The sequence below is a fragment of the Bradyrhizobium sp. LB8.2 genome (assembly GCF_040548035.1).
Taxonomy (GTDB): domain Bacteria; phylum Pseudomonadota; class Alphaproteobacteria; order Rhizobiales; family Xanthobacteraceae; genus Bradyrhizobium.
The window spans coordinates 162,120-182,280 of sequence record NZ_JBEPQV010000007.1 but is presented as its reverse complement, the minus strand read 5'-3'; the positions used below and the strand labels follow the sequence as shown (position 1 = coordinate 182,280).

At 64.2% G+C, this 20,161-nt stretch carries 22 protein-coding genes; 13 read left to right on the top strand and 9 right to left on the bottom strand.

Translation table 11 applies throughout. The features are described from left to right. Positions 1-117 precede the first annotated feature (117 nt). Positions 118-1,026: a helix-turn-helix transcriptional regulator gene (locus tag ABIB06_RS11710; protein ID WP_354048304.1), complete on the top strand. Its 909-nt coding sequence runs from the start codon at positions 118-120 to the stop codon at positions 1,024-1,026. A 12-nt stretch (positions 1,027-1,038) separates the two neighbouring features. Then, complete coding sequence (locus tag ABIB06_RS11705) at positions 1,039-1,434, top strand: group II truncated hemoglobin (protein ID WP_354048302.1); 396 nt, start codon at positions 1,039-1,041, stop codon at positions 1,432-1,434. 75 nt (positions 1,435-1,509) lie between these two features. On the opposite strand, the gene ABIB06_RS11700 is transcribed toward ABIB06_RS11705, so the two are convergent. Together ABIB06_RS11700 and ABIB06_RS11695 are read right to left on the bottom strand one after the other, a co-directional pair. After that, positions 1,510-1,842, bottom strand: coding sequence for a PRC-barrel domain-containing protein (locus ABIB06_RS11700; RefSeq protein WP_354048300.1), 333 nt, complete (start codon positions 1,840-1,842; stop codon positions 1,510-1,512). 105 nt (positions 1,843-1,947) lie between these two features. Continuing rightward, a complete protein-coding gene (locus ABIB06_RS11695; protein WP_354048298.1) occupies positions 1,948-2,733 on the bottom strand; it encodes an IclR family transcriptional regulator domain-containing protein in 786 nt (261 codons plus the stop codon). A 111-nt stretch (positions 2,734-2,844) separates the two neighbouring features. On the opposite strand from ABIB06_RS11695, the gene ABIB06_RS11690 reads away from it, so the two are divergent. Beyond that, the gene (locus ABIB06_RS11690) at positions 2,845-4,203 is read left to right on the top strand and encodes an aromatic ring-hydroxylating dioxygenase subunit alpha (protein ID WP_354048296.1); all 1,359 of its coding nucleotides are present in this window, start codon (positions 2,845-2,847) and stop codon (positions 4,201-4,203) included. 155 nt (positions 4,204-4,358) lie between these two features. Continuing rightward, positions 4,359-5,807, top strand: a complete 1,449-nt coding sequence (locus ABIB06_RS11685) for a glutamine synthetase family protein (RefSeq protein ID WP_354048294.1) — start codon at positions 4,359-4,361, stop codon at positions 5,805-5,807. A gap of 60 nt (positions 5,808-5,867) precedes the next feature. On the opposite strand, the gene ABIB06_RS11680 is transcribed toward ABIB06_RS11685, so the two are convergent. From ABIB06_RS11680 to ABIB06_RS11650, 7 genes are all read right to left on the bottom strand, one after another. Continuing rightward, entirely contained in the window at positions 5,868-6,596 is a 729-nt protein-coding gene (locus tag ABIB06_RS11680) for an ABC transporter ATP-binding protein (RefSeq protein WP_354048292.1), read from the bottom strand. After that, positions 6,589-7,356, bottom strand: a complete 768-nt coding sequence (locus ABIB06_RS11675; protein ID WP_354048290.1) for an ABC transporter ATP-binding protein — start codon at positions 7,354-7,356, stop codon at positions 6,589-6,591. The genes ABIB06_RS11680 and ABIB06_RS11675 overlap by 8 nt, the downstream gene beginning before the upstream one ends. Beyond that, the gene (locus ABIB06_RS11670) at positions 7,349-8,293 is read right to left on the bottom strand and encodes a branched-chain amino acid ABC transporter permease (RefSeq protein WP_354048288.1); all 945 of its coding nucleotides are present in this window, start codon (positions 8,291-8,293) and stop codon (positions 7,349-7,351) included. Before ABIB06_RS11670 ends, ABIB06_RS11675 begins: the two co-directional genes overlap by 8 nt. After that, positions 8,290-9,207 carry a branched-chain amino acid ABC transporter permease gene (locus tag ABIB06_RS11665; protein WP_354048286.1) on the bottom strand — a complete coding sequence of 306 codons (918 nt, stop codon included), beginning with the start codon at positions 9,205-9,207 and terminating at the stop codon, positions 8,290-8,292. Before ABIB06_RS11665 ends, ABIB06_RS11670 begins: the two co-directional genes overlap by 4 nt. Positions 9,208-9,516: 309 nt before the next feature. Further along, positions 9,517-9,735 (bottom strand): hypothetical protein, encoded by a 219-nt coding sequence (locus ABIB06_RS11660; protein WP_247338742.1) that lies wholly within the window; start codon positions 9,733-9,735, stop codon positions 9,517-9,519. A 1-nt stretch (position 9,736) separates the two neighbouring features. Next, positions 9,737-10,393, bottom strand: a complete 657-nt coding sequence (locus tag ABIB06_RS11655; RefSeq protein WP_354048284.1) for an acyl-homoserine-lactone synthase — start codon at positions 10,391-10,393, stop codon at positions 9,737-9,739. Between the two features lie 83 nt (positions 10,394-10,476). Then, entirely contained in the window at positions 10,477-11,205 is a 729-nt protein-coding gene (locus tag ABIB06_RS11650) for a helix-turn-helix transcriptional regulator (protein WP_247338746.1), read from the bottom strand. 167 nt (positions 11,206-11,372) lie between these two features. On the opposite strand from ABIB06_RS11650, the gene ABIB06_RS11645 reads away from it, so the two are divergent. From ABIB06_RS11645 to ABIB06_RS11605, 9 genes are all read left to right on the top strand, one after another. After that, positions 11,373-11,549 carry a hypothetical protein gene (locus tag ABIB06_RS11645; protein WP_247338748.1) on the top strand — a complete coding sequence of 59 codons (177 nt, stop codon included), beginning with the start codon at positions 11,373-11,375 and terminating at the stop codon, positions 11,547-11,549. Positions 11,550-11,670: 121 nt separating this feature from the next. Next, positions 11,671-12,609 carry a LysR family transcriptional regulator gene (locus tag ABIB06_RS11640; RefSeq protein ID WP_354048282.1) on the top strand — a complete coding sequence of 313 codons (939 nt, stop codon included), beginning with the start codon at positions 11,671-11,673 and terminating at the stop codon, positions 12,607-12,609. A 144-nt stretch (positions 12,610-12,753) separates the two neighbouring features. Then, positions 12,754-13,632 (top strand): shikimate dehydrogenase, encoded by an 879-nt coding sequence (locus ABIB06_RS11635; RefSeq protein ID WP_354048280.1) that lies wholly within the window; start codon positions 12,754-12,756, stop codon positions 13,630-13,632. Between the two features lie 58 nt (positions 13,633-13,690). Beyond that, positions 13,691-14,821: an ABC transporter substrate-binding protein gene (locus ABIB06_RS11630; RefSeq protein WP_354048278.1), complete on the top strand. Its 1,131-nt coding sequence runs from the start codon at positions 13,691-13,693 to the stop codon at positions 14,819-14,821. Positions 14,822-14,917: 96 nt separating this feature from the next. Next, positions 14,918-15,793, top strand: coding sequence for a branched-chain amino acid ABC transporter permease (locus ABIB06_RS11625; protein WP_354048276.1), 876 nt, complete (start codon positions 14,918-14,920; stop codon positions 15,791-15,793). After that, positions 15,790-16,788 (top strand): branched-chain amino acid ABC transporter permease, encoded by a 999-nt coding sequence (locus tag ABIB06_RS11620; protein WP_354048274.1) that lies wholly within the window; start codon positions 15,790-15,792, stop codon positions 16,786-16,788. The genes ABIB06_RS11625 and ABIB06_RS11620 overlap by 4 nt, the downstream gene beginning before the upstream one ends. Beyond that, on the top strand, positions 16,785-17,528 hold the full coding sequence (locus ABIB06_RS11615) for an ABC transporter ATP-binding protein (protein ID WP_247338759.1): 744 nt from the start codon (positions 16,785-16,787) through the stop codon (positions 17,526-17,528). The genes ABIB06_RS11620 and ABIB06_RS11615 overlap by 4 nt, the downstream gene beginning before the upstream one ends. Before the next feature lie 11 nt (positions 17,529-17,539). Beyond that, the gene (locus ABIB06_RS11610; protein WP_354048272.1) at positions 17,540-18,280 is read left to right on the top strand and encodes an ABC transporter ATP-binding protein; all 741 of its coding nucleotides are present in this window, start codon (positions 17,540-17,542) and stop codon (positions 18,278-18,280) included. After that, positions 18,277-20,148: a bifunctional sugar phosphate isomerase/epimerase/4-hydroxyphenylpyruvate dioxygenase family protein gene (locus tag ABIB06_RS11605; protein ID WP_354048270.1), complete on the top strand. Its 1,872-nt coding sequence runs from the start codon at positions 18,277-18,279 to the stop codon at positions 20,146-20,148. Before ABIB06_RS11610 ends, ABIB06_RS11605 begins: the two co-directional genes overlap by 4 nt. Positions 20,149-20,161 lie beyond the last annotated feature (13 nt).

Below are 20,161 nucleotides of genomic sequence, written 5' to 3'. Positions count from 1 at the left end.
AGAATTATAATTCATAGAAAGACACTGTGGCGGCTTGCTGTCAATGCCAGCAGGCACTATGTTTCACTAATATGCGCCGCAGGACATCCGCTCAAGAAGGCCCGTGATCCGTAGTCCATGACCGACAGTCCCGACGCCGAATCCCGATTTCTCGAACAGCTCGGCCAGCGCGTGCGCACCATGCGCGCGCTGCGCGGCATGTCGCGCAAAGTGCTCGCCAAGGTATCAGGAATTTCGGAGCGCTACATCGCGCAGCTCGAAAGCGGCAAGGGCAACGTCTCCATCGTGCTGCTGCGCCGCGTCTCGGACGCGATGGGCGCGCATCTGGAAGATTTGCTTCCCTCGGCCGATCCAACCCCGGACTGGCAGATGTTTCGCGATCTCTTGCGCAAGGCGACGCCTGCGCAGATCGCGCAAGCCAAGGATTTGCTCGCCGGCGGCAGCGCATCGGCGCCGCGGCGCGCGCCGTTCTGCGGCATCGCGCTGATCGGCCTGCGGGGCGCCGGCAAGTCCACGCTCGGCAGGATGCTGGCGAAGAAGGTCGGCTGGAATTTTGTCGAGCTCAACAAGGAGGTCGAGCAGCAGAACGGCCTCTCGGTCGCCGAGATCATCGCGCTCTACGGCCAGGAAGGCTTTCGCCGCATGGAGCAGGCGGCGCTGCAACAGCTGCTCGCGCGGAACGAGCTGATGGTGCTGGCGACCGGCGGCGGCATCGTCTCGGAGCCCTTGACCTTCGACCAGATCCTGTCGTCGTTCTACACGATCTGGCTGAAGGCCGAGCCCGAGGAGCACATGGCCCGCGTCCGCCGTCAGGGCGATTTGCGGCCGATGGCCGACGACCGCTCCGCCATGGCGGAGCTGCGCAACATCCTCTTGAGCCGCGAGCCGCTGTATGCGCGCGCGACGGCGGTAGTGAACACGGCGGGACTTTCCGTCGATGCCGCCGCGGCGCGCCTGATCGATGCGGTGCGGCCGGTGCTGCAGAACGAAGCCCGCAGCTTTGGGCTGCGCAGCGTGGCGCTGTAGGCCGGAACGCGGATGACCGAGAGCGACGTCGCAATCTCGATGTTCGAGCGGATCGGCGGCAGTGCCACGATCGATCGGCTGGTCGATCGCTTCTACGATCGCATGGACACACTGCCGGAGGCGCAGGTCATCCGCGCGATGCACGCCGCCGATCTCGGCGCGATCAGGGACGTGCTGAAGCGCTATCTCACCGAATGGACCGGCGGCCCTAAACTCTATTCGGTCGAGAAGGGCCACCCGCGGCTGCGCCAGCGCCACATCGGCTTTGCCATCGGCGACGCCGAGCGTGATGCATGGATGCTCTGCATGCGCGTCGCGTTGGAGGAAACTGTCGTGGACGCTGTCGCACGGCAGGATCTTGACCGCGCGCTGTCGGGCCTCGCCGACTGGATGCGCAACCGGCCGTAAAAGCGTCGATCAAGGCCGACGTGTGGCGTTCCGGGCACCGCTTCGCTGACCCGGACTATGAGACTTGCGACGCGACTAGATCGACCAGTAATTCGGATGCGGGTAAGGCCGCGAGCGGTCACCCCAGTCGAATTCATCGCCATCGACCTCGCAGGGGCCGCTGCTCAGTTGCTCCGGCGTCAGCTCGACCTGGAAGACCTGACGTCCTGGATCATATCTCAGTGCGCTCCACTGCAGAGGATAATGATGGTGGGTGCCGAGCAGCCCGCCGGTCTTGATCACGGCGTAGGCGACCGTTCCACTCACCTTGTCGAGCATCAACCGCTCGATCGTGCCGAGCTTGGTGCCGCCGCGCCCGTAGACGGCGACATGCTCCACGCGATCACTGGGAACCATGGTATGGTGCATGGCGTCCTCCCTGTTCTCTTTTTTGCCGCGCGCATTATAGCCTGCCAGGCAGGACGAGCGAAACCCACCTCTTTGCTCTCTGGGCTTTTGCTCTCCTGGCCTCAGCTACAACAGCTGCGAACGCACCGACTCCGCACCGTCCCGCAACAGCGGCAGGAAGCGGCCGACCAATTCCTGCGCCGGCACCCGGTCGACATGAGCGCCCATGTTGATGGCGGCGACAATCACGCCGTCGTAGCGGCGGACAGGGACCGAGATCGAGCGGAAATGCGGCTCGGCTTCGCGATCGACCAGCGAATAGCCCTGCGCGCGGTCGGCGACGATGCGCGCGAGCAACGCCTTGGGATCGGTCTCCGTCTGCGGTGTCAGCGCCTCACGCTTTATCGCTTTCAGGCGCGCAACAAGCTCGGCGTCGTCGAGCTGGCCGAGCATGGCGCGGCCGACCGAGGTGCAGAACGCTGGCAGGCGGTAGCCGATTTCGAGCCCGCCTGAGAACATGCGCGCCGGGCTGCTGCGCGCGATGAACACGACCTCATCGCCGTCGAGCACCGCGAGCGAGCAGATCTCGTTGGCCGCTGTCGCGACGCGATCGAGCACCGGTTGCAGGACCGTGACGAGCTGGCTGGACCGCAGATACGATGCGGCCAGTGTCAGCACATGCGGCGTCAGCGAGAACAGCTTGCCGTCGCCGGCGACGAAGCCGCCGCGCTGGAGCGTGAACAGCATGCGCCGCGCGGTGGCACGCGGAAGATCGGCGGCGCGGGCGAGATCGCTCAGCGTCATCGGACCGGCCGCGGTGCCGAAACATTGCAGCAGGCGCAGGCCGCGATCGAGGCTCTCGACGAAATCCGTCGCGCGATCGTCGCTCTCGCTTCGCTTCAGCTTGGGCATGGCGTCGGGACATTCCTGCAAAATAGTGCTTGCTGCCGATCCAAGGCATGTCATAATTCGCCCATTCGTTCAATAGGCGAACAAACGCCACTCCACAAGGATGCACTCGCCATGATGAGCCAGGAGCAGAACGACCTGATCACACGCACCGGTCCGAAGAACCCTTGCGGAAAGCTGATGCGGAGCTATTGGCAGCCGGCGGCACTGGTGGACGAACTCGAAGGCGATCGTCCGATCCGCCCCGTCAAGCTGCTCGGCGAAAACCTGGTGCTGTTTCGCGACGAGACCGGACGCTACGGCCTGATCGATCGCCACTGCGCGCATCGCGGCGCCGATCTCGCCTTCGGACGGCTCGAACATGGCGGCCTGCGCTGCGCGTTCCACGGCTGGCTGTTCGACGCGACCGGACAATGCATCGAGACGCCGGCCGAGCCGAAGGACTCAAAGCTTTGCCAGAACATTCGCCAGCGCTCCTATCCCGTGGTGGAGAAGAGCGGCATCCTCTGGGCCTGGCTTGGCGAAGGTGAACCGCCGGCATTTCCCGAACTCGATTGCTTTGTCGCGCCCGGCACCCACACCTTTGCGTTCAAAGGCCATATGGCCTGCAACTGGCTCCAGGCACTCGAAGTCGGCATCGATCCCGCGCATGCGTCCTATCTGCATCGCTTCTTCGAGGACGAGGACACGTCCACGGCGTATGGCAAGCAGTTCCGCGGCGCCTCCGCAGGCAGCGAGTTGCCGATGACGAAGATTTTGCGCGAGTACGACCGCCCGATCATCAATGTCGAGCACACCGAATACGGCCTGCGGCTGATCGCGCTGCGCGAGATCGACGAGGAGCGGACGCATGTGCGCGTCACCAACCAGCTCTTCCCGCACGGTTTCGTCATCCCCATGAGCACGGAGATGACGATCACGCAGTGGCACGTGCCGGTCGACGACGAGAACTGCTACTGGTACGCGATCTTCACCAGCTATTCGAACCCGGTCGACAAGCAGAAGATGCGCGACCAGCGGCTCGAGCTTTACGAGTTGCCCGACTACAAATCGCGCAAGAACAGCAACAACGATTACGGCTTCGATCCGCACGAGCAGCAGACGGCGACCTATACCGGCATGGGCACCGACATCAACGTCCACGACCAGTGGGCGGTGGAGTCGATGGGCGCGATTCAGGACCGCACCAAGGAGCACCTCGGCACGAGCGACAAGGCGATCGTGCAATACCGCCGCCTGCTGCGGCAGGAGATCGAGAAGGTCGCGGGCGGCGAGAAGCCGATGCTGCATCTCGACGAGAGCACCGCACGCAGCATCCAGGGTCCGGCGACCATGGACGGCATCGGGCCGACACGTGGCTGGGAGACCTACTGGATGGAAGTCGACGTCAAGCGCCGCCGCGGCGCGCCGTGGACGGCACCGGTGCCGAAGGAGATCGCGGACAATGTGCATCGGCTGACGGCGGCGGAGTAAGGGTGACGGCCCATCCTCGTCATTGCGAGCGAAGCGAAGCAATCCAGACTGTCTCCGCGGAGGGATACTGGATTGCTTCGCTGCGCTCGCAATGACGGAGAATGTGGCAGGCGTCTTGCACCCGTCGTGCATCGGTGACTGAAGGAGCAAACATAGTGAGTTTCGTCGCGCGTCATGCGCTGTGGTCGGATGAGCAGAAGGACGCGGCGACGCGCATGCGCCGTCTCGTCGAGGAGAAAAATCTCGAAGTCATCCGCCTCGCCTTCCCCGACCAGCACGGCATTTTGCGCGGCAAGACCATCATCGCCTCCGAGGCGATCGCCTCACTGGAAAGCGGCTGTTCGATCACCACGACCATGCTCGCCAAGGACACCTCGCACCGCACGGTGTTTCCGGTGTTCACGTCAGGCGGCGGCTTCGGCATGAAGGAGATGGAGGGCGCGGCCGACGTGCTGATGGTCGCCGATCCCACCACGTTCCGCGTGCTGCCATGGGCGTCGGCGACGGGCTGGGTGCTTTGCGATCTTTATTTCAATGACGGCCGTCCCGTGCCGTTTGCGACGCGCGCGCTTTATCGCAAGGCGCTCGACGAGCTTGGACGCCGCGGCCACGATTTCGTGGCGGGCCTCGAGGTCGAATTCCACATCTTCAAGCTCGACGACGCGCATATGCGCCCGGAGGATGCGGGACAGCCAGGCACGCCGCCCTCGGTGAGCCTGCTCAGCCACGGCTATCAGTACCTCACCGAGCAGCGCTTCGATCAGATGGAGCCGGTGCTGGAGATTTTGCGGCGTGACATCGTCGCGCTCGGGCTGCCCTTGCGTTCGGTCGAGGTCGAGTTCGGGCCAAGTCAGTGCGAATTCACCTTCGCGCCGAAGAAAGGACTGGAGCCCGCCGACAATATGGTGCTGTTCCGCTCTGCCGTGAAGCAGATCGCGCACCGCCACGGCTATCACGCCACCTTCATGTGCCGGCCGAAGCTGCCGAACCTGTTCGCGAGCGGCTGGCATCTCCACCAATCGGTCGTCTCCCGCACGAGCGGCGACAACCAGTTCATGGCCAAGGAAACGACCAAGGAGGGCGGCGAACCGCTCAGCGCGTTCGGCCGGGCCTGGCTCGCCGGCCTGCTCGATCACGCCCGCGCATCTACAGTGTTCACCACCCCGACCATCAACGGCTACAAGCGCTACCGCTCCTATTCGCTGGCGCCGGACCGCGCGATCTGGGGCCGCGACAATCGCGGCGTGATGATCCGCGTGCTCGGCGCGGCCGGCGATGCCGCCACGCGCCTGGAAAACCGCATCGGCGAGCCCGCCGCCAATCCCTATCTCTACATGGCCTCGCAGATTCTCTCAGGCCTCGACGGCGTCGACCGCAAGCTCGATCCCGGCCCGTCCGCCGATACGCCCTACGAGACCAAGGCGCCGCTCTTGCCGAAGTCCCTGCGCGATGCGGTCAGCGCGCTGAAGGACGATCCGTTCTTCCGCGAAAAACTCGGCGCCGAGTTCGTCAACTATTACACCCACATCAAGAACGCCGAGATCGACCGCTTCCTGTCTGAGGTGACCGACTGGGAGCATCGCGAATATTTCGAGGTGTTTTGACCTCGGCTTTCTCCCCGTCATTGCTTCGCTGCGCACGTAACGACGGGAGAGAGCGGAGGCTCAAATTCCCAGATATCTGTGCTGCAGATCGGGTTCCGCCATCAGCTCTTCGGAAGTGCCGCTCCACACCGTCTTGCCGCGCTCGATGATGGTGTGGCGGTCGCAGATGCGGGCGAGGTGGTCGACGTTCTTGTCGACGACCAGGATCGACTGTCCCCGGCTCTTGAGCAACGACAGGCAGTTCCAGATCTCTTCGCGGATCAGCGGCGCGAGGCCTTCGGTCGCTTCATCCAAAATGAGGAGCTTCGGGTTGGTCATCAGCGCGCGGCCGATGGCGAGCATCTGCTGCTCGCCGCCGGAGAGCTGGTTGCCCATGTTGGAGGCGCGCTCGGCGAGGCGCGGAAACATCACGTAGATCGACGCCAGCGTCCAGGGATTGGCGCTGCCAAAGCGATCGGCGGCGGCCGCGACCAGATTTTCACGCACGGTGAGGTTCGGGAATATCTGACGTCCCTCGGGGACGAGGCCCACACCGAGTTTTGCGATTCGGTAGGACGGCTGCGTCCGCACTTCCGAGCCCGCGAAGCGGATGGTGCCCGCGCGCGCCGGCGTCAGGCCCATGATGGAGCGGATGGTCGTGGTCTTGCCCATGCCGTTGCGGCCCATCAGCGAGACCATCTCGCCTGATTTGATCGACAGCGACAGGCCGAACAGCACCTGGGACAGGCCGTAGCAGGTCTCGATGCCGTCGACCTCGAGCAGCGTGTCAGCCGCAACTTTTTCAGACATGGTGCGTCACCACATGCGCCTCGCCGAGATAGGCGCGCTTGACGTCCTCGTTCGCGCGGATCGCGGCCGGATCGCCGGAGGCAATGACGCGGCCATAGACCAGTACCGAGATACGGTCGGCGAGCGCGAACACCGCGGGCATGTCGTGCTCGACCAGCACGATCGAAACTTCCTTCCGCAGCTCCTGGAGCAGCTGCACCATGCGCTGGGACTCGGTGACGCCGAGACCCGCCATCGGCTCGTCGAGCAGCAAAAGCTTCGGCTTGCTTGCCAGCGCAACCGCAAGCTCGATCTGGCGACGCTCGCCATGGCTGAGCCTGGACACCAGGACATCGGCACGATGGGCGAGACCGACGCGGTCGAGCGCGGCATGCGCGGCATCGCGCAGGCCTTTTTCCTTGCGCGCATCGGCGAAGAAGCTGAACGAGGTGCCGGCATGCGCTTGCGCCGCCAGTGCGACATTGTCGGCGGCGGTGAAATCAAGCAGCAGCGAGGTGATCTGGAACGAACGCGCCAGGCCCAGCGCGTAGCGGCGATAGGCCGGCAAGTAGGTGATGTCGCGACCGCCGAGAGAGACGCTGCCGGAATGCGGCTCCAGATGCCCGGTGAGCTGGCTGATCAGCGTGGTCTTGCCAGCACCGTTCGGGCCGATGATGGCGTGCAGCTCACCTGCCGCGACGTCGAGGGAGACGTTGTCCGTGGCAATGATGCCGCCGAAGCGGCGCACCAGCTTGTCGACGCGGAGCAGCGGTTCAGCCACGGTTGAGCCTCCCGAGCAGGCCCATGATGCCGCCGCGGCCGAACAGCACGACCAGCAGCAACAGCGGGCCCATGATCAGCGCCCAGTATTCGGTGAGCTGCGACAAGAACTCTTCCAGCAACAAATATACCACCGCGCCGATGACCGGACCGAACAGCGTGCCCATGCCCCCGAGGATCACCATCACCATGAGGTCGCCGGAACGCGTCCAGTACATCACGGCCGGGCTGACGAAATCGGTATTGTTGGCGAGCAGCGCGCCGGCGAGGCCGCACATCATGCCCGAGATGACGAAGCAGACCAGTTGGTAGCGTTTCGAGGGAAAGCCGATCGCCTGCATGCGCTGCTCGTTGGAGCGCAGGCCCTGCAAGACGAGACCGAAGCGCGAATTGGCGATGCGCCAGATCAGGAAGACCACGCCGAACAGGCAGGCGAGGCAGAGATAATAGAACTGCGTGCGATTCGACAGATTGATCAGCCCGGAGAAGTCGCTACGCTTGTAAATGGTGAGGCCGTCATCGCCGCCGTAACGCGCCAGCCCCGAGGCGACGTAATAGGCCATCTGCGCGAAGGCGAGCGTGATCATGATGAAATAGACGCCGCGGGTGCGCAGGGAGAGCGCGCCGATCACCAGCGCGTAAGTAGCGGAGGCCGCGAGCGCGACCGGAAACTGGATGAAGCCGCTTCCGACGCCTTCCTGCGCCAGCATGCCGACCGCATAGCCGCCGATGCCGAGATAGGCGGCGTGGCCAAAACTCATCATGCCGCCAAAACCCATGATGAGGTTGAGGCTCGCGGCCGCCAGCGCCAGGATGACGATGCGAGTGAACAGCGTCAGGATGAAGATGTTGCCGGAGGCTTGCGAATAGAGCGGCAGCAGCACGAGGCCCGCCAGCATCAGGGCCGTGACGGCCTTGCTCACAGTGAAAGTCTTCATCGACGGTTGGCCGGAAACAGCCCCTCCGGCCGCACCACCAGCACGATCGCCATCAGCAGATAGATCAGCATGGACGACAGCGCGGGCGCGGCGGTGGAGGCCGCGGCGCCGCTCAGCACCTGCCGCAACAGATTGGGCAGGAAGGCGCGGCCGAGCGTGTCGATCATGCCGACGAAGATCGCGGCCAGGAAGGCGCCGCGGATCGAGCCGATGCCGCCGATCACGATGATGACGAAGGCGAGGATCAGGATGTTCTCGCCCATGCCGATCTGCACGGTGAGGATCGGCGCCTGCATCAATCCGGCAAGGCCGGCGAGCGCGGCACCGAGGCCGAACACCAGGGTGTAGAGCAGCTTGATGTTGATGCCGAGCGCGCCGATCATCTCGCGATTGGAGGCGCCGGCACGGATCAGCATGCCGATGCGGGTGCGCATCACGCCGAGATAGAGCAGGAGCGCGACCAGCAGCGCCACCGCGATAATGGCGAGGCGATAGGCGGGATAGTGAATGCCGGGCAGGATCGGCACCGGCACGGTGAGCCAGGCCGGGAGCGGCAGCGCAAGGCCGGCCGGCCCCCAGATCAGCCGCACGGCTTCGTTGAAGAACAGGATCAGTCCGAAGGTCGCGAGCACGTGGTCGAGATGGTCGCGTCCGTAGAGATGCCGCAGCGCGGTCATCTCGAGCACGATGCCGAGCACGAGCGTCGCGCCGAGCGCCAGCAGCGCGCCGAGCAGGAAGCTGCCGGTCCAGGCTGCGAAGGTCGCGGCGAAATAGGCGCCCATCATGTAGAGCGAGCCGTGCGCGAGGTTGACGAGATCCATGATCCCGAACACCAGCGTCAGGCCGGCGGCGAGCAGAAACAGCAGCAGGCCGAACTGCAATCCGTTCAAGAACTGTTCGACGACGAGCAGCATCAAAACTCTTTCAGGCACACGCAGGTTCGCGCCGATGTTCGAACACGGTCGCCATCAGTGAAAGAGCTCCCCCTGCCTGTACAAGGCGGAAAAATGGGTAATGGCAGTATCGTTCCGAGGCAAGAGCGATTTGACACCAAACATGCACTTTGTTGCATGCCGATGCATGCGATCGAGCGCCGCCGTGCAAAGCGCCGTGCAAGAAGGCTGCCGCGCGGGATGGGTCAACCTGCCGCACCCTAACGATCACCCTCCCCCGTTGCCGGAGGAAGGGTGTGAAATTCGTCGCAACGTCAGGAAGGATGGCGCCTAGTGCGACGTCATCTGCCGGGAAAGGTTATCCGGTTCAGCGAGCACGCTGTTGGCCGTCGAGGCCTCCAGCGCCGCCATCCGGAACAGATAGGCGAGCGTCCCCAATCCGGTGTCTTCCGCCATCTGCGCAAGCTCGAGCGCCATGTCGGACATGTAGCCGAGATTCTCGTCCTTGGTCTGCGCCATGATCTGGCTGTTCCGCATCATGTTCGACATTTCAAGCGCTCTTTCGTTGCGCGGCGAGGCCGCAGAGGTTGGCACGGGCGACGGCGTCCAGACGCGGGCCGTGCTGTTGCACGATCGATGGCATGCCGATGCGATCATGCAGGGCATCGAGCGTTTCCCGACGAATGTCGATCGTCGCCGCCATGGTCCATGCGTTCTCCACCAGAGCCGGCAGACCGAGCGGGGTCACGATGAAGCCGGCCTCGTGAAAGCGCGGCAACCACCAGGTTTCCATGATCGCGCTGACTTGCGCGATCCCCTGACCGAGGCAGAACTCCTGCACCGCCGCCATCAGTTGCAGGTTGAGCGCGCCGTCGCGGCGATCGCGCACGACAAAGTAGCGCGACCATTCCCAGACCAGCGGATCCGCCGGGCAGCCGCGCACCGCCGCCAGATGCGGGAAGACTTCGCTCATCATTGAAGGCTTGGTGGTCGGGTAGAGCCGGTGACCGCCGATGACGCGCCGCCCCTCCAGCGCAAGCAGATAGACGGTGTCCTCGTCGTCAAAGGAATCGATCTCGCGGCAATCAGGTTTGCGAAGTGCCTCCCAGTGGCGCTCCTCGACGAAGATGTCGTGCCGCAGCCGGAAATGCTGCTCGAGCACGTCTTCGTAAAGGTGACGATTTACCGCAGAAATGGCGTGAATCATGAAAGCCCCCATTCGTCCTCAATGGGGAGCAGCGTCTGCGAAAAGAGGCAGGCTTGATATTGGGAAATTTCCCAATACGTCGGTTAGGGATTGATGATCTTGTTGCGAATCGCCAGTGCAACCGCATGCGTGCGGTTGACGGCACCGAGCTTGCGCGCGGCGGTTGCAAGATGCTCTTCGGCGGTACGCTGCGTGATGTGCAGGATCTCGCCGATTTCCCAGGCCGACTTGCCCTGCGAGGCCCAGGAGATCACTTCGCGCTCGCGCGGGGTGAGGCGTGTGGACGAATACGGCGCCGGATCGAGCAGACGGCGAATGTGGTCGAAGCCGTACATCGCCATCAGGTGCAATGCCGGCTTGCTGCGGGCGTTGAGATCGAGATGGATGCCCCCGAGCGACACGGCGGCCTCATAGCCGGTGAGCCCGTGGATCGGCACGATGAAGCCGCGCGACATGCGGAAATCGCCGGCGCGGTTCATTACCTCCGCCGCGCCCGGATCGAGTTCGGCATCATAGGGCGCTTCCGACCATTCGAACGGGTTGACCGATTGTCGGCACATCCGCACCACCGGGTCGACGCGGTCGTAGTTGTTCTGTGTGTAGAGACTGAACCATTCCGCGGGCCAGCGCTTGGCGAGCACCATCTGTGCGAACCGCTGGTCGGGATTCGGCAACCCTGTCACGATGATGGTTTCGAAGCCGAAGCGCCCGAACGCCCCTTCGAGCGCGTTCATAGCGTCCGGAACCTTACGATAGGCCGCCAGGCCTTCAATGAAGTCGAGCGCCTCCCGGCCATAATCCACGGCGGACATCGGTGCGTTTCCTGACCCTTGGGCTCCGGTATAGCACGTCTTCGCGGGCTGCCTCAATTCACCGTTTCCGTAGTTGTCCGGTATCCCATTGACCTCGAAGCTTTGATCTACTTGTGGAAGATGGGACGTCAAGTTACACCTATGACGTCTGAAGCGGGAAAACCACGATGGAAGACGAGGACATCGCCCTCAACAGCGTTCTCGGCCTGGAACTCAACCGCGTGTTTTTCGCCGTCCGTGAAACGGCGAACAAGCAGAAGATCATCGAGTTCGCGCGCGAGGTGCTGCAAAGCGAGCGCCCGGAACGACCCGGCAGCGTGTCGCCCGAAGGACCGTCGAGCTAAACGCGGTCGCGGCAGCGCGGGCGCGCGCCGCCAATTCACGTTGTCGAACATTTGCCGCTGGATGACCTCGCGGCTCTCGTGAGATGATCGCGACCACGATCATCTTTCGGATGCCCAGGACATGATGACGCTGCGCCAGGTTGAAGTGATCCGTGCCGTGATGGTGACGGGCACCATCGGCGGCGCGGCGAAGCTGCTCAACGTTTCGGCCCCGGGGATCAGCCGCCTCGTCAAATACACCGAACGCTCGCTCGGCATCCGCTTCTTCCAGCGCCAGAACGGCCGCTATTTCCCGACGCCGGAAGCCGAGAACATCTTCGAGCAGATCAACGGCGTCTACAAGAAGGTCGACGACCTCTCCGAGCTCATCTCCAAGATCGGCCGCGGTGGATTGTCGGAGCTGCGCATCGGCTCGGTGCCGAGCATCTCGCAGGTGATGGTGCCGCGCGCGATCGAGCGCGTCCGCCGCCGCTATCCCGACCTCGGCATCGACATCAACATCCTCAAGCTCGAGGAAGCCATCGACTATCTCCTGCTCGGCCGCGGCGAGTGCGTCGCGATGAGCTATCGGCTCGACCATTCCGGGCTCGACTTCATGCCGCTCGCCTCCGGCGAGCTCTATTGCATCGTGCCATCAGGCCATGAGCTCGCCGGCCGCAAGCAGGTTTCCGCGGCCGAGATCACCCGCTATCCGCTGATCGGCATCGATCCCAACGACCCTTACGGCCGGATCATGGCCGAGATCTTTGCGCGCAACCGGCTCGACTACAACATCACCATCCGCGCGCGCTTCGGTACCACGGTCTGCGCGCTGGTGAAGGCGGGGCTCGGCATCGCCATCATCGACCAGTTCACGGTCGCCCATGGCGGCTATCCCGGCATCGAGCTCTTGAAGATCACCGAGCCGACGCGTTTCGACACTTACATCGCGGTGAAGCGCGGCGCGCCGCTGTCGCTTCACGTCGAGTATTTCATCGAGTCCCTGCGCGCCGAGATGCGCGCGGTGGAGCCGTCCCGCATCACCGGCAAGGCCATCCCTTCGCGCGGGCGCAAGAAATAACATTATGTTAGGTTTGCCAGATAAATGGGTAATTGTGTTAGGCAGGGGAAAGGCTATCGTCGCACTTGGAAGCCCCCTTGGAATTGCGCGGATTTCCCCGCTAATGGCCGGGACCGAACACTCCCAGCGAGACGATAGCGAACCATGTCCGAGCGCGGATACGCCGCCAGCAAAAAGATCCTCACCGGCCTGATCGGCGCGCCGATCGCGCATTCCGCATCCCCCGCCATGCACGAGAGCGCCGCCGAGGCTCTGGGCTTGCGCGGCCACTACCAGCTCATCGAGGTCGCCGGCGCCGATGCGGCCGGGCTTCGCATGATGCTCGAGGGCGTGCGGCGGCTCGGCTTTGCCGGCGTCAACGTCACCTACCCCTACAAGGAAGCGGTGGTCCCGCTGCTCGACGAACTGGCGCCGGGCGCTGCCGCGATGGGCGCGGTCAACACCGTCGTCGCCCGGGACGGCCGGCTGACCGGCCACAACACCGACACCACCGGCTTCGCGCGCGCGGTGGCGCCACTGCTGGCGCCGTCCGGCAACGCCGTCGCCGTGATCGGCGCCGGCGGCGTCGGCAAGGCGATCGCGTTTGCCCTGGCGAGCCGGGACGTGACCGACATCCGCATCTTCGACAGCGAGCCGGCGCGCGCCGAGACGCTCGTCTCCCTGCTCGCCGCACAGGGCGTCGCAAGGCTGGCGTCGAGCATCGAGGACGCGCTGCAAGGCGCGACCGGCCTCGTCAACGGCACGCCGGTCGGGATGCTGCCGAACCGCGGCATGCCGGTCCCGGCCACGCTGCTGCATGAAAAATTGTGGGTTGCGGATGCCGTCTACTCGCCGCTGATCACGCCGCTGCTCGCGGCCGCACAAGCCACGAGCGCGCGGATCATGACCGGGCGGGAGCTCGCGATCTACCAGGCCGCCGACGCTTTCGAACTGTTCACGGGCCTTGCCCCATCGACCGAGGTCATGGGAGAGGCATTTGACGAGGTGATGGCGGCACGAAGCTCGGCCTATCACGCAGCGTAACCAAAGCGGCCGGACACAAGGCCGCGAACAACATCAACGAAAAATGGGAGGATAGACCATGAAATCGGCCATTCTGGCGGGCGCCCTGCTTGCCTTCGCGACTGCAACCAGTGTTCACGCCCAGGCGATCAAGCTCGCCGACGTCGCCGAGCTTTCCGGCGGCGGCGCAACCGTCGGCACCAACTGGAAGAACGGCATCGATCTCGCGATCGAAGAGATCAATGCCAAGGGCGGCGTGCTCGGCCGCAAGTTAGAGGTCACCCATGCGGACTCGCAATCCAACCCCGGGGTTGCGCGCGCGCAGGTGCAGAAGGCGCTCGACGCCGAGCCCTATGTGCTGCTCGGGCCCGGCTATTCCGGCTCCGTGAAGGTCACCGCGCCGCTCGCGGCCGAAGCCGGCATCGCGCAGATCATGGGTGGCGAAGCCGCCGAGTTGACGCAGGCCGGAAACAAATTCCTGTTCCGCACCTCGTTCGGCCAGCAATCCTCGATGCCGAAGGTCGCCAAATACATTCACGACGACATGAAGGCGAAGTCGGTCGCGGTGGTCTGGGTCAACAATGATTTCGGCCGCGGCGGTCGCGACGTCGTGGTCAAGGAGCTCGACCGGCTCGGCTCCAAGGTGGTCGCCGATCTCTCCACCGAAGCGGGCCAGGCGGATTTCGCCGCCGACGTCGGCAAGATCAAGGCCGCCAATCCCGACGCCGTGTTCGTCTACCTGAACGAGGAAGAGAGCGCGCGCATCCTGAAGGAGCTGAAGCGCCAGGGCGTCACCGCGCCGCTGATGGGCGAGACCACGCTGATCGGCCAGAAGGTGATCGAGCTCGCGGGCGATGCCGCCAATGGCGCGCGCGGCCATGTCGGCCTGACCACCGACGCCCCGGTCGACCTGATCAAGACGTTTCGCGACAAGTTTGCGAAGAAGTACAATTACGTGCCCGACCATAACGGCCTGAAGGGCTATCTTGCGGTCTACATGGTGAAAGCCACGACCGAGAAAATGGGCAAAGTCGATTCCAAAGCCTTCGCCGACACGCTGCATGGCCTGACCATCAAGGCCGCGGACGAGCCGGGCATCCTGATGGACGTCACCTTCAGCGACACCGGCGACATCGATCGCCAGAGCTTTCTGGTCGAGGTGGTCGAAGGCAAGCAGGTCGTGAAGCAGGTGCTGCCGAAGGTGAAGTGAGGGCTTCTTTCTTCTCCCTCGCCCCGCTCTTGCGGGGAGAGGGAGTGATAGACCTGAACGCGCTTTCACTCGGGCTCTAACGATCAAAGAGAACCCATGTCAAATCTGTTCGATCTTCTGGTCGCGGGACTTGCCACCGGCGCGATCTATGCGCTGGTCGCGGTCGGCTTCACGCTGCTGTGGCAGACCTCGCAGACCATCAATTTCGCGCAAGGCGAGTTCGTGATGCTGCCGGCATTTTTGATGTTGGCAGCAATGCATGCCGGCGCGCCGTTCTGGCTCGCGATCATCCTCGGCATCCTGCTCTCGATGCTGCTGCTGGGCCTCGCCTTCAAGATGCTGCTGGTCGATCCGATGTTGCGCCATGGCGTGCTGCCGCTTGCGATCGCGACCATGGCGCTCGCGATCGGCATCAAGGAGGCCGTGAAGCAGTTCTTCAGCGCCGAGGCCTCGCCCTTCCCCTCGATCGTGCCGACCGGCGACGTCTCCATCCTCGGCCACGCCGTCTCGCTGCAAAGCATCGGCGTCCTCGTCCTCGCCATCCTTGCTGTCTCCGGTCTGACCGCGCTCCTGAACCGAACTTCGCTCGGCCACCAGATGCAGGCGGCGGCGCAGAACCCGATGGTGGCGCGCATCATCGGCGTCCCGGTCGAGCGCATGATTCTCCTGACCTTCCTGATCAATGCGTTCCTGGTCGCGCTCGCCTCGCTGTTGATCACGCCGATCTATCTCGCAAAATTTACATCGGGCGAGGTGCTGGGCCAGGCCGCCTTCATCGCCGCGATCGTCGGCGGGTTCAACCAGGTGCGCGGCGCGATCGCGGGCGGCCTCCTGATCGGCGTGCTCGACAATCTCGCCGCCGCCTACGTCTCGACGCAGTACCGCGCCGCCGTGCCGATGATCATCCTGATCGCCGTCATCCTGTTCCGGCCGCAGGGCTTGCTCGGCCGTGCCGAGGAGCGCACCGTATGAGCGCCTTCGCCAAACCTCTGAAGATCGCGCTCGGCCTCATCGTCATCGCCGCGCTGATCGTCATCCCCATGAACTTCAACCGTTATGGCCTGTTCATCCTGAGCCAGTGGGCGGTGATGGCGATCGCCGCCATGGGCCTCAACCTCACGCTCGGCTATGCCGGCCAGGTCTCGCTGGCGCAGGGCGCCTTCGTCGGCATCGGCGCTTACGCGGCAGCGATCATGACCACGCATGGCTGGCCGCTGCCGGCGGCGATCGTCGTCGCGATCGCGTTGAGCTTCGCGGTCGGCTGGGTGCTCGGCTACCCCGCGCTGCGGGTGCAGCACCACTACCTCGCCTTCGTCACGCTCGCCTTCTCCACGCTGGCCTTCCTGGTGTTTCGCAACGAGAGCTGGCTCACCGGCGGCATCTACGGCATCTCCAACATTCCGCGCCCGCACATCTTCGGCATCCCAACCAGCAAGCCGCTGCCGTTCTACTATGTCTGCCTCGGCTCGCTCGCGATCGTGTCGCTGGCGGTGTGGTGGCTGATCCGCTCACCCTGGGGCCGCGCGTTCATGGCGCTGCGCGAAAATCCGCTGCGCGCGCAATCGCTCGGCGTCGACACGCGCCGCTATACGCTGATGGCGTTCGCGATCGGCTCGGCGCTCGGCGGCGTGGCCGGCGCGCTCTATGCGCCGCTGACGCAATATATCGATCCCGTGCCGTTCAACCTGTCGCTCTCGCTCGACCTCTTGATGATGGTGATCGTCGGCGGCGCCGGCTTCTTCCTGGGTCCGTTCCTGGGCGCGATGATCGCCGTGCTGCTGCCGGAATGGCTGCGCTTCACCGAGGGCTATTATCTGATGCTCTACGCGATCGCGGTGATGGGGCTGCTGATCTGGTCGCCGACCGGCATTTTGGGAATCCTGGATCGCTATCTGGCCGAACGCCGCACCAAGGCGGCTTCTACGCTGCGCGCTGTCGCAAAATCCCGGCTGGAGACGGTGCAATGAGCGCAGTCCTCGAAGTCACCGACATCAAGAAGAACTTTGGCGGCATCAGTGCCGTCGGCGGCGTCTCTTTCGACGTGCGCGAAGGCGAGATCCTCGGCCTGATCGGCCCGAACGGCTGCGGCAAGTCCACCTTGTTCAACTGCATCCTCGGCCAGCTCACGCCATCAGGCGGCGAGGTCAAGCTCGACGGCAAGGTGGTCACCGGCCTGCGCCCTGCCGAGCTCAACAAGCTCGGGGTCAGCCGCACCTTCCAGCTGTTGCAGGTGTTTCCAAAACTCTCGGTGCGCGAGAACCTGATCCTCGCAGGCCAGGAGCACCAGGGCAGCATGGCCTCGCGCCTGGTCGGCCGCTCCGATGCCGGATTGACAGAGGCCGCCAACCAGATGATCGGCTTTTTCAAGCTCGATCATCTCGCCGACGAGCCGGCCGGCGGACTCTCCTATGGCCAACAGAAGCTGCTCGACGCCGCCATGGCCTTCATGGGTGGACCGCGCCTGGTGCTGCTCGACGAGCCCGCCGGCGGCGTCAACCCGTCGATGCTGACGGATTTGAAGGAGCGGCTGGTCGCGATCAACCGCGAGAAGAACGCCACGTTCGTCGTGATCGAGCACAACATGGAATTCGTGATGTCGCTGTGCTCGCGCGTGATGGTGATGGCGGAAGGCAAGGTGCTGGCAATGGGACGGCCCGACGAGGTCCGCAAGGATCCCGCCGTGATCGAAGCCTATCTCGGACATTAGGGAGAGCCATCATGAGCGATCCGATCCTCTCGGTTCACAATCTCGTCGGCGGCTACGGCAAGATGACGATTTTGAACGGCACCACCTTCGCCGTGCCGCAGGCCACCATCACCACCATCATCGGCCCGAACGGCGCCGGCAAGTCCACCGTGTTCAAGGCGATCTTCGGCCTGCTCAAGCTGCGCGAGGGCAAGATCAGTTTTGCCGGCCGCGACGTCACCAATTTGAGCCAGCGCGCGCTGCTCAATGCCGGCATCTGCTACGTGCCGCAGGGCCGCAACATCTTTCCCGAGCTGTCGGTGCGCCACAACATCGAGCTCGGCGGCGTTTCCGCGGGCAAGGGCATCGACCTGCAGAGCCGGATCGAGGCCGCGCTCGACCTGTTCCCGGCGCTGCGGCGGAAATCGACGCAGCAGGCTTCCACATTGTCCGGCGGCGAGCAGAAGCAACTCGAAATCGCCCGCTCGCTGCTGCTCGAACCAAGGCTCGTGCTGATCGACGAGCCCTCGATCGGCCTGTCACCGCTGATGGTGCAGCAGACTTTCGACATCCTGAGATCCCTGCGCGACCGGGGCGTCACGATTTTGATGATCGAGCAGAACGCACGCTCGGCACTGGAGATTTCCGACATCGGCATCGTGCTCGAGCTCGGCCAGACCCGCATGGTCGACGGCGCGAAGCGAATCCTGAACGACCCGCGAATCGGCCAGCTCTTCCTGGGCGGTGCGATGGAGGAGGACGACGCAGCATGAAAAAGCGCTCGATCGCGACCGTCTCCCTGTCAGGCAGCCTCGACGAAAAGCTCCGCGCCATCGCATCCGCCGGCTTCGATATGGTCGAGATTTTCGAGAACGATCTGCTGTCGTTCGGCGCAAGCCCGCGCGACATCGCAAAGCTCTGCGGCGACCTCAATCTGGAGATTTGCGCGTTTCAGCCGTTCCGTGATTTCGAGGGCATGCCGGAGCCGCAGCGTTCGCGCAATTTTGCCCGCGCCGAACGCAAGTTCGACTTGATGCAGGAGCTCGGCACCGACCTGCTGCTGATCTGCTCCAACGTGTCCCCCAGCTCGCTCGGCGGCATCGACCGCGCCGGGGATGATTTTTGCGAGCTTGGCGAGCGCGCGGCAAAACGGTCTTTGCGCGTCGGCTACGAGGCATTGGCCTGGGGACGCCACGTCAACGACTACCGCGACGCCTGGGAGATCGTGCGGCGCGCCGATCATCCCGCGATCGGCGTCATCCTCGACAGCTTTCACGCGCTGGCCCCCGGCTTTCCGGTTCGCGCGATGGCCTCGATCCCCGGCGACAAGATCTTTCTGGTCCAGCTTGCGGATGCACCGAAGCTCGAGCTCGACATCCTGTCGTGGAGCCGGCACTTTCGCTCCTTCCCCGGCCAGGGCGATCTGCCGGTCGGCGAGTTCATGGCGGCGATCGCGGCGACCGGCTATGCGGGGCCGCTGTCGCTGGAGATCTTCAACGACCAGTTCCGCGCCGGCTCGGCCATGCAGACCGCGGTCGACGGCCTGCGCTCGCTGATTCTGCTGGAGGACCAGCTTGCACCGGATTGGCCAAAGCTCATCAGCGAGCCCCTGGCGCCGAAGGCCAAAAGTCGCGGTACGGGATTCATCGAGTTTGCCGTCAACGAGACCAAGGCCGGCGAACTCGCCCACCTGCTTTCGCAGCTCGGCTTCCGCAAGACCGGCAAGCATCGCAGCAAGGCGGTGGAACGCTGGTCGCAAGGCAAGGTCGAGCTCGTCATCAACTCCGAGACCGACGGCTTTGCGCATTCGCACTATGTCACGCACGGTCCCGGCGTCTGCGCCATCGCGCTCGAGGTCGACAATGCCGGCCTTGCCATGCAACGCGCCGAGACGCTGAAGGCGCGCACCTTCTACCAGCCGGTCGGGCCGGGCGAACTCGAAATTCCCGCGATCCATGGCGTCGGCGGCAGCCTGCTGTATTTCCTCGATCAGGCCGGCAAGAACTGGGACACGGATTTCGAGCCGATTGCGAGCGACGCCGGCGCGGACGCGCTGCTGGCCGTCGATCACATCGCGCAGTCGATGCCCTATGACGAGATGCTGTCCTGGCTGTTGTTCTACACCGGGATCCTCGACCTGACGCGTCTGCCACAGATGGAGATCGCCGATCCCAGAGGGCTCGTGCAGAGCCAGGCCGTCATCAATGACGACCAGAGCCTGCGTTTCGTGCTTAACGGCTCATCCGCCAACCGTACACTGCCGGCGCGCTTCATCTCGGAGTTTTTCGGCTCGGGCGTGCAGCACGTCGCGTTCACGTGCCGGGACATTTTTGCGGCGGTCGCGGAGATGCGCAAGCGCGGCGCTGATTTCCTCGATATCCCTGATAATTACTACGACGACATCGAAGCCAAGTACGATCTGGCACCCGAGCTGATGGCGCAGCTGCGCGCCAACCACATCCTCTACGACCGCGAAGGCGACGGAGAGTTCTTCCAGGTCTACACCCACATTTTCGACGAGCGGTTCTTTTTCGAGATCGTGGAGCGGCGGGATTATCAGGGCTTCGGCGCGGCCAATGCCGGGATCAGGCTTGCCGCGCAGGCGCGCGAAGTGCGGCCTGCGAGCATGCCGCGGGTGTAGACTCTACGCCGTC

Excerpts from the sequence above, each read along its gene's own strand:
- ABIB06_RS11630 (WP_354048278.1), top strand. The coding sequence starts at position 13,691 with ATGAAATCGGCCATTCTGGCGGGCGCCCTGCTTGCCTTCGCGACTGCA.
- ABIB06_RS11635 (WP_354048280.1), top strand. The coding sequence starts at position 12,754 with ATGTCCGAGCGCGGATACGCCGCCAGCAAAAAGATCCTCACCGGCCTG.
- ABIB06_RS11665 (WP_354048286.1), bottom strand. The coding sequence starts at position 9,207 with ATGCTGCTCGTCGTCGAACAGTTCTTGAACGGATTGCAGTTCGGCCTG.
- ABIB06_RS11710 (WP_354048304.1), top strand. The coding sequence starts at position 118 with ATGACCGACAGTCCCGACGCCGAATCCCGATTTCTCGAACAGCTCGGC.
- ABIB06_RS11700 (WP_354048300.1), bottom strand. The coding sequence starts at position 1,842 with ATGCACCATACCATGGTTCCCAGTGATCGCGTGGAGCATGTCGCCGTC.
- ABIB06_RS11625 (WP_354048276.1), top strand. The coding sequence starts at position 14,918 with ATGTCAAATCTGTTCGATCTTCTGGTCGCGGGACTTGCCACCGGCGCG.
- ABIB06_RS11640 (WP_354048282.1), top strand. The coding sequence starts at position 11,671 with ATGATGACGCTGCGCCAGGTTGAAGTGATCCGTGCCGTGATGGTGACG.
- ABIB06_RS11620 (WP_354048274.1), top strand. The coding sequence starts at position 15,790 with ATGAGCGCCTTCGCCAAACCTCTGAAGATCGCGCTCGGCCTCATCGTC.
- ABIB06_RS11705 (WP_354048302.1), top strand. The coding sequence starts at position 1,039 with ATGACCGAGAGCGACGTCGCAATCTCGATGTTCGAGCGGATCGGCGGC.
- ABIB06_RS11680 (WP_354048292.1), bottom strand. The coding sequence starts at position 6,596 with ATGTCTGAAAAAGTTGCGGCTGACACGCTGCTCGAGGTCGACGGCATC.
- ABIB06_RS11645 (WP_247338748.1), top strand. The coding sequence starts at position 11,373 with ATGGAAGACGAGGACATCGCCCTCAACAGCGTTCTCGGCCTGGAACTC.
- ABIB06_RS11670 (WP_354048288.1), bottom strand. The coding sequence starts at position 8,293 with ATGAAGACTTTCACTGTGAGCAAGGCCGTCACGGCCCTGATGCTGGCG.
- ABIB06_RS11655 (WP_354048284.1), bottom strand. The coding sequence starts at position 10,393 with ATGATTCACGCCATTTCTGCGGTAAATCGTCACCTTTACGAAGACGTG.
- ABIB06_RS11695 (WP_354048298.1), bottom strand. The coding sequence starts at position 2,733 with ATGCCCAAGCTGAAGCGAAGCGAGAGCGACGATCGCGCGACGGATTTC.
- ABIB06_RS11660 (WP_247338742.1), bottom strand. The coding sequence starts at position 9,735 with ATGTCGAACATGATGCGGAACAGCCAGATCATGGCGCAGACCAAGGAC.
- ABIB06_RS11605 (WP_354048270.1), top strand. The coding sequence starts at position 18,277 with ATGAAAAAGCGCTCGATCGCGACCGTCTCCCTGTCAGGCAGCCTCGAC.
- ABIB06_RS11650 (WP_247338746.1), bottom strand. The coding sequence starts at position 11,205 with ATGTCCGCCGTGGATTATGGCCGGGAGGCGCTCGACTTCATTGAAGGC.
- ABIB06_RS11690 (WP_354048296.1), top strand. The coding sequence starts at position 2,845 with ATGATGAGCCAGGAGCAGAACGACCTGATCACACGCACCGGTCCGAAG.
- ABIB06_RS11615 (WP_247338759.1), top strand. The coding sequence starts at position 16,785 with ATGAGCGCAGTCCTCGAAGTCACCGACATCAAGAAGAACTTTGGCGGC.
- ABIB06_RS11610 (WP_354048272.1), top strand. The coding sequence starts at position 17,540 with ATGAGCGATCCGATCCTCTCGGTTCACAATCTCGTCGGCGGCTACGGC.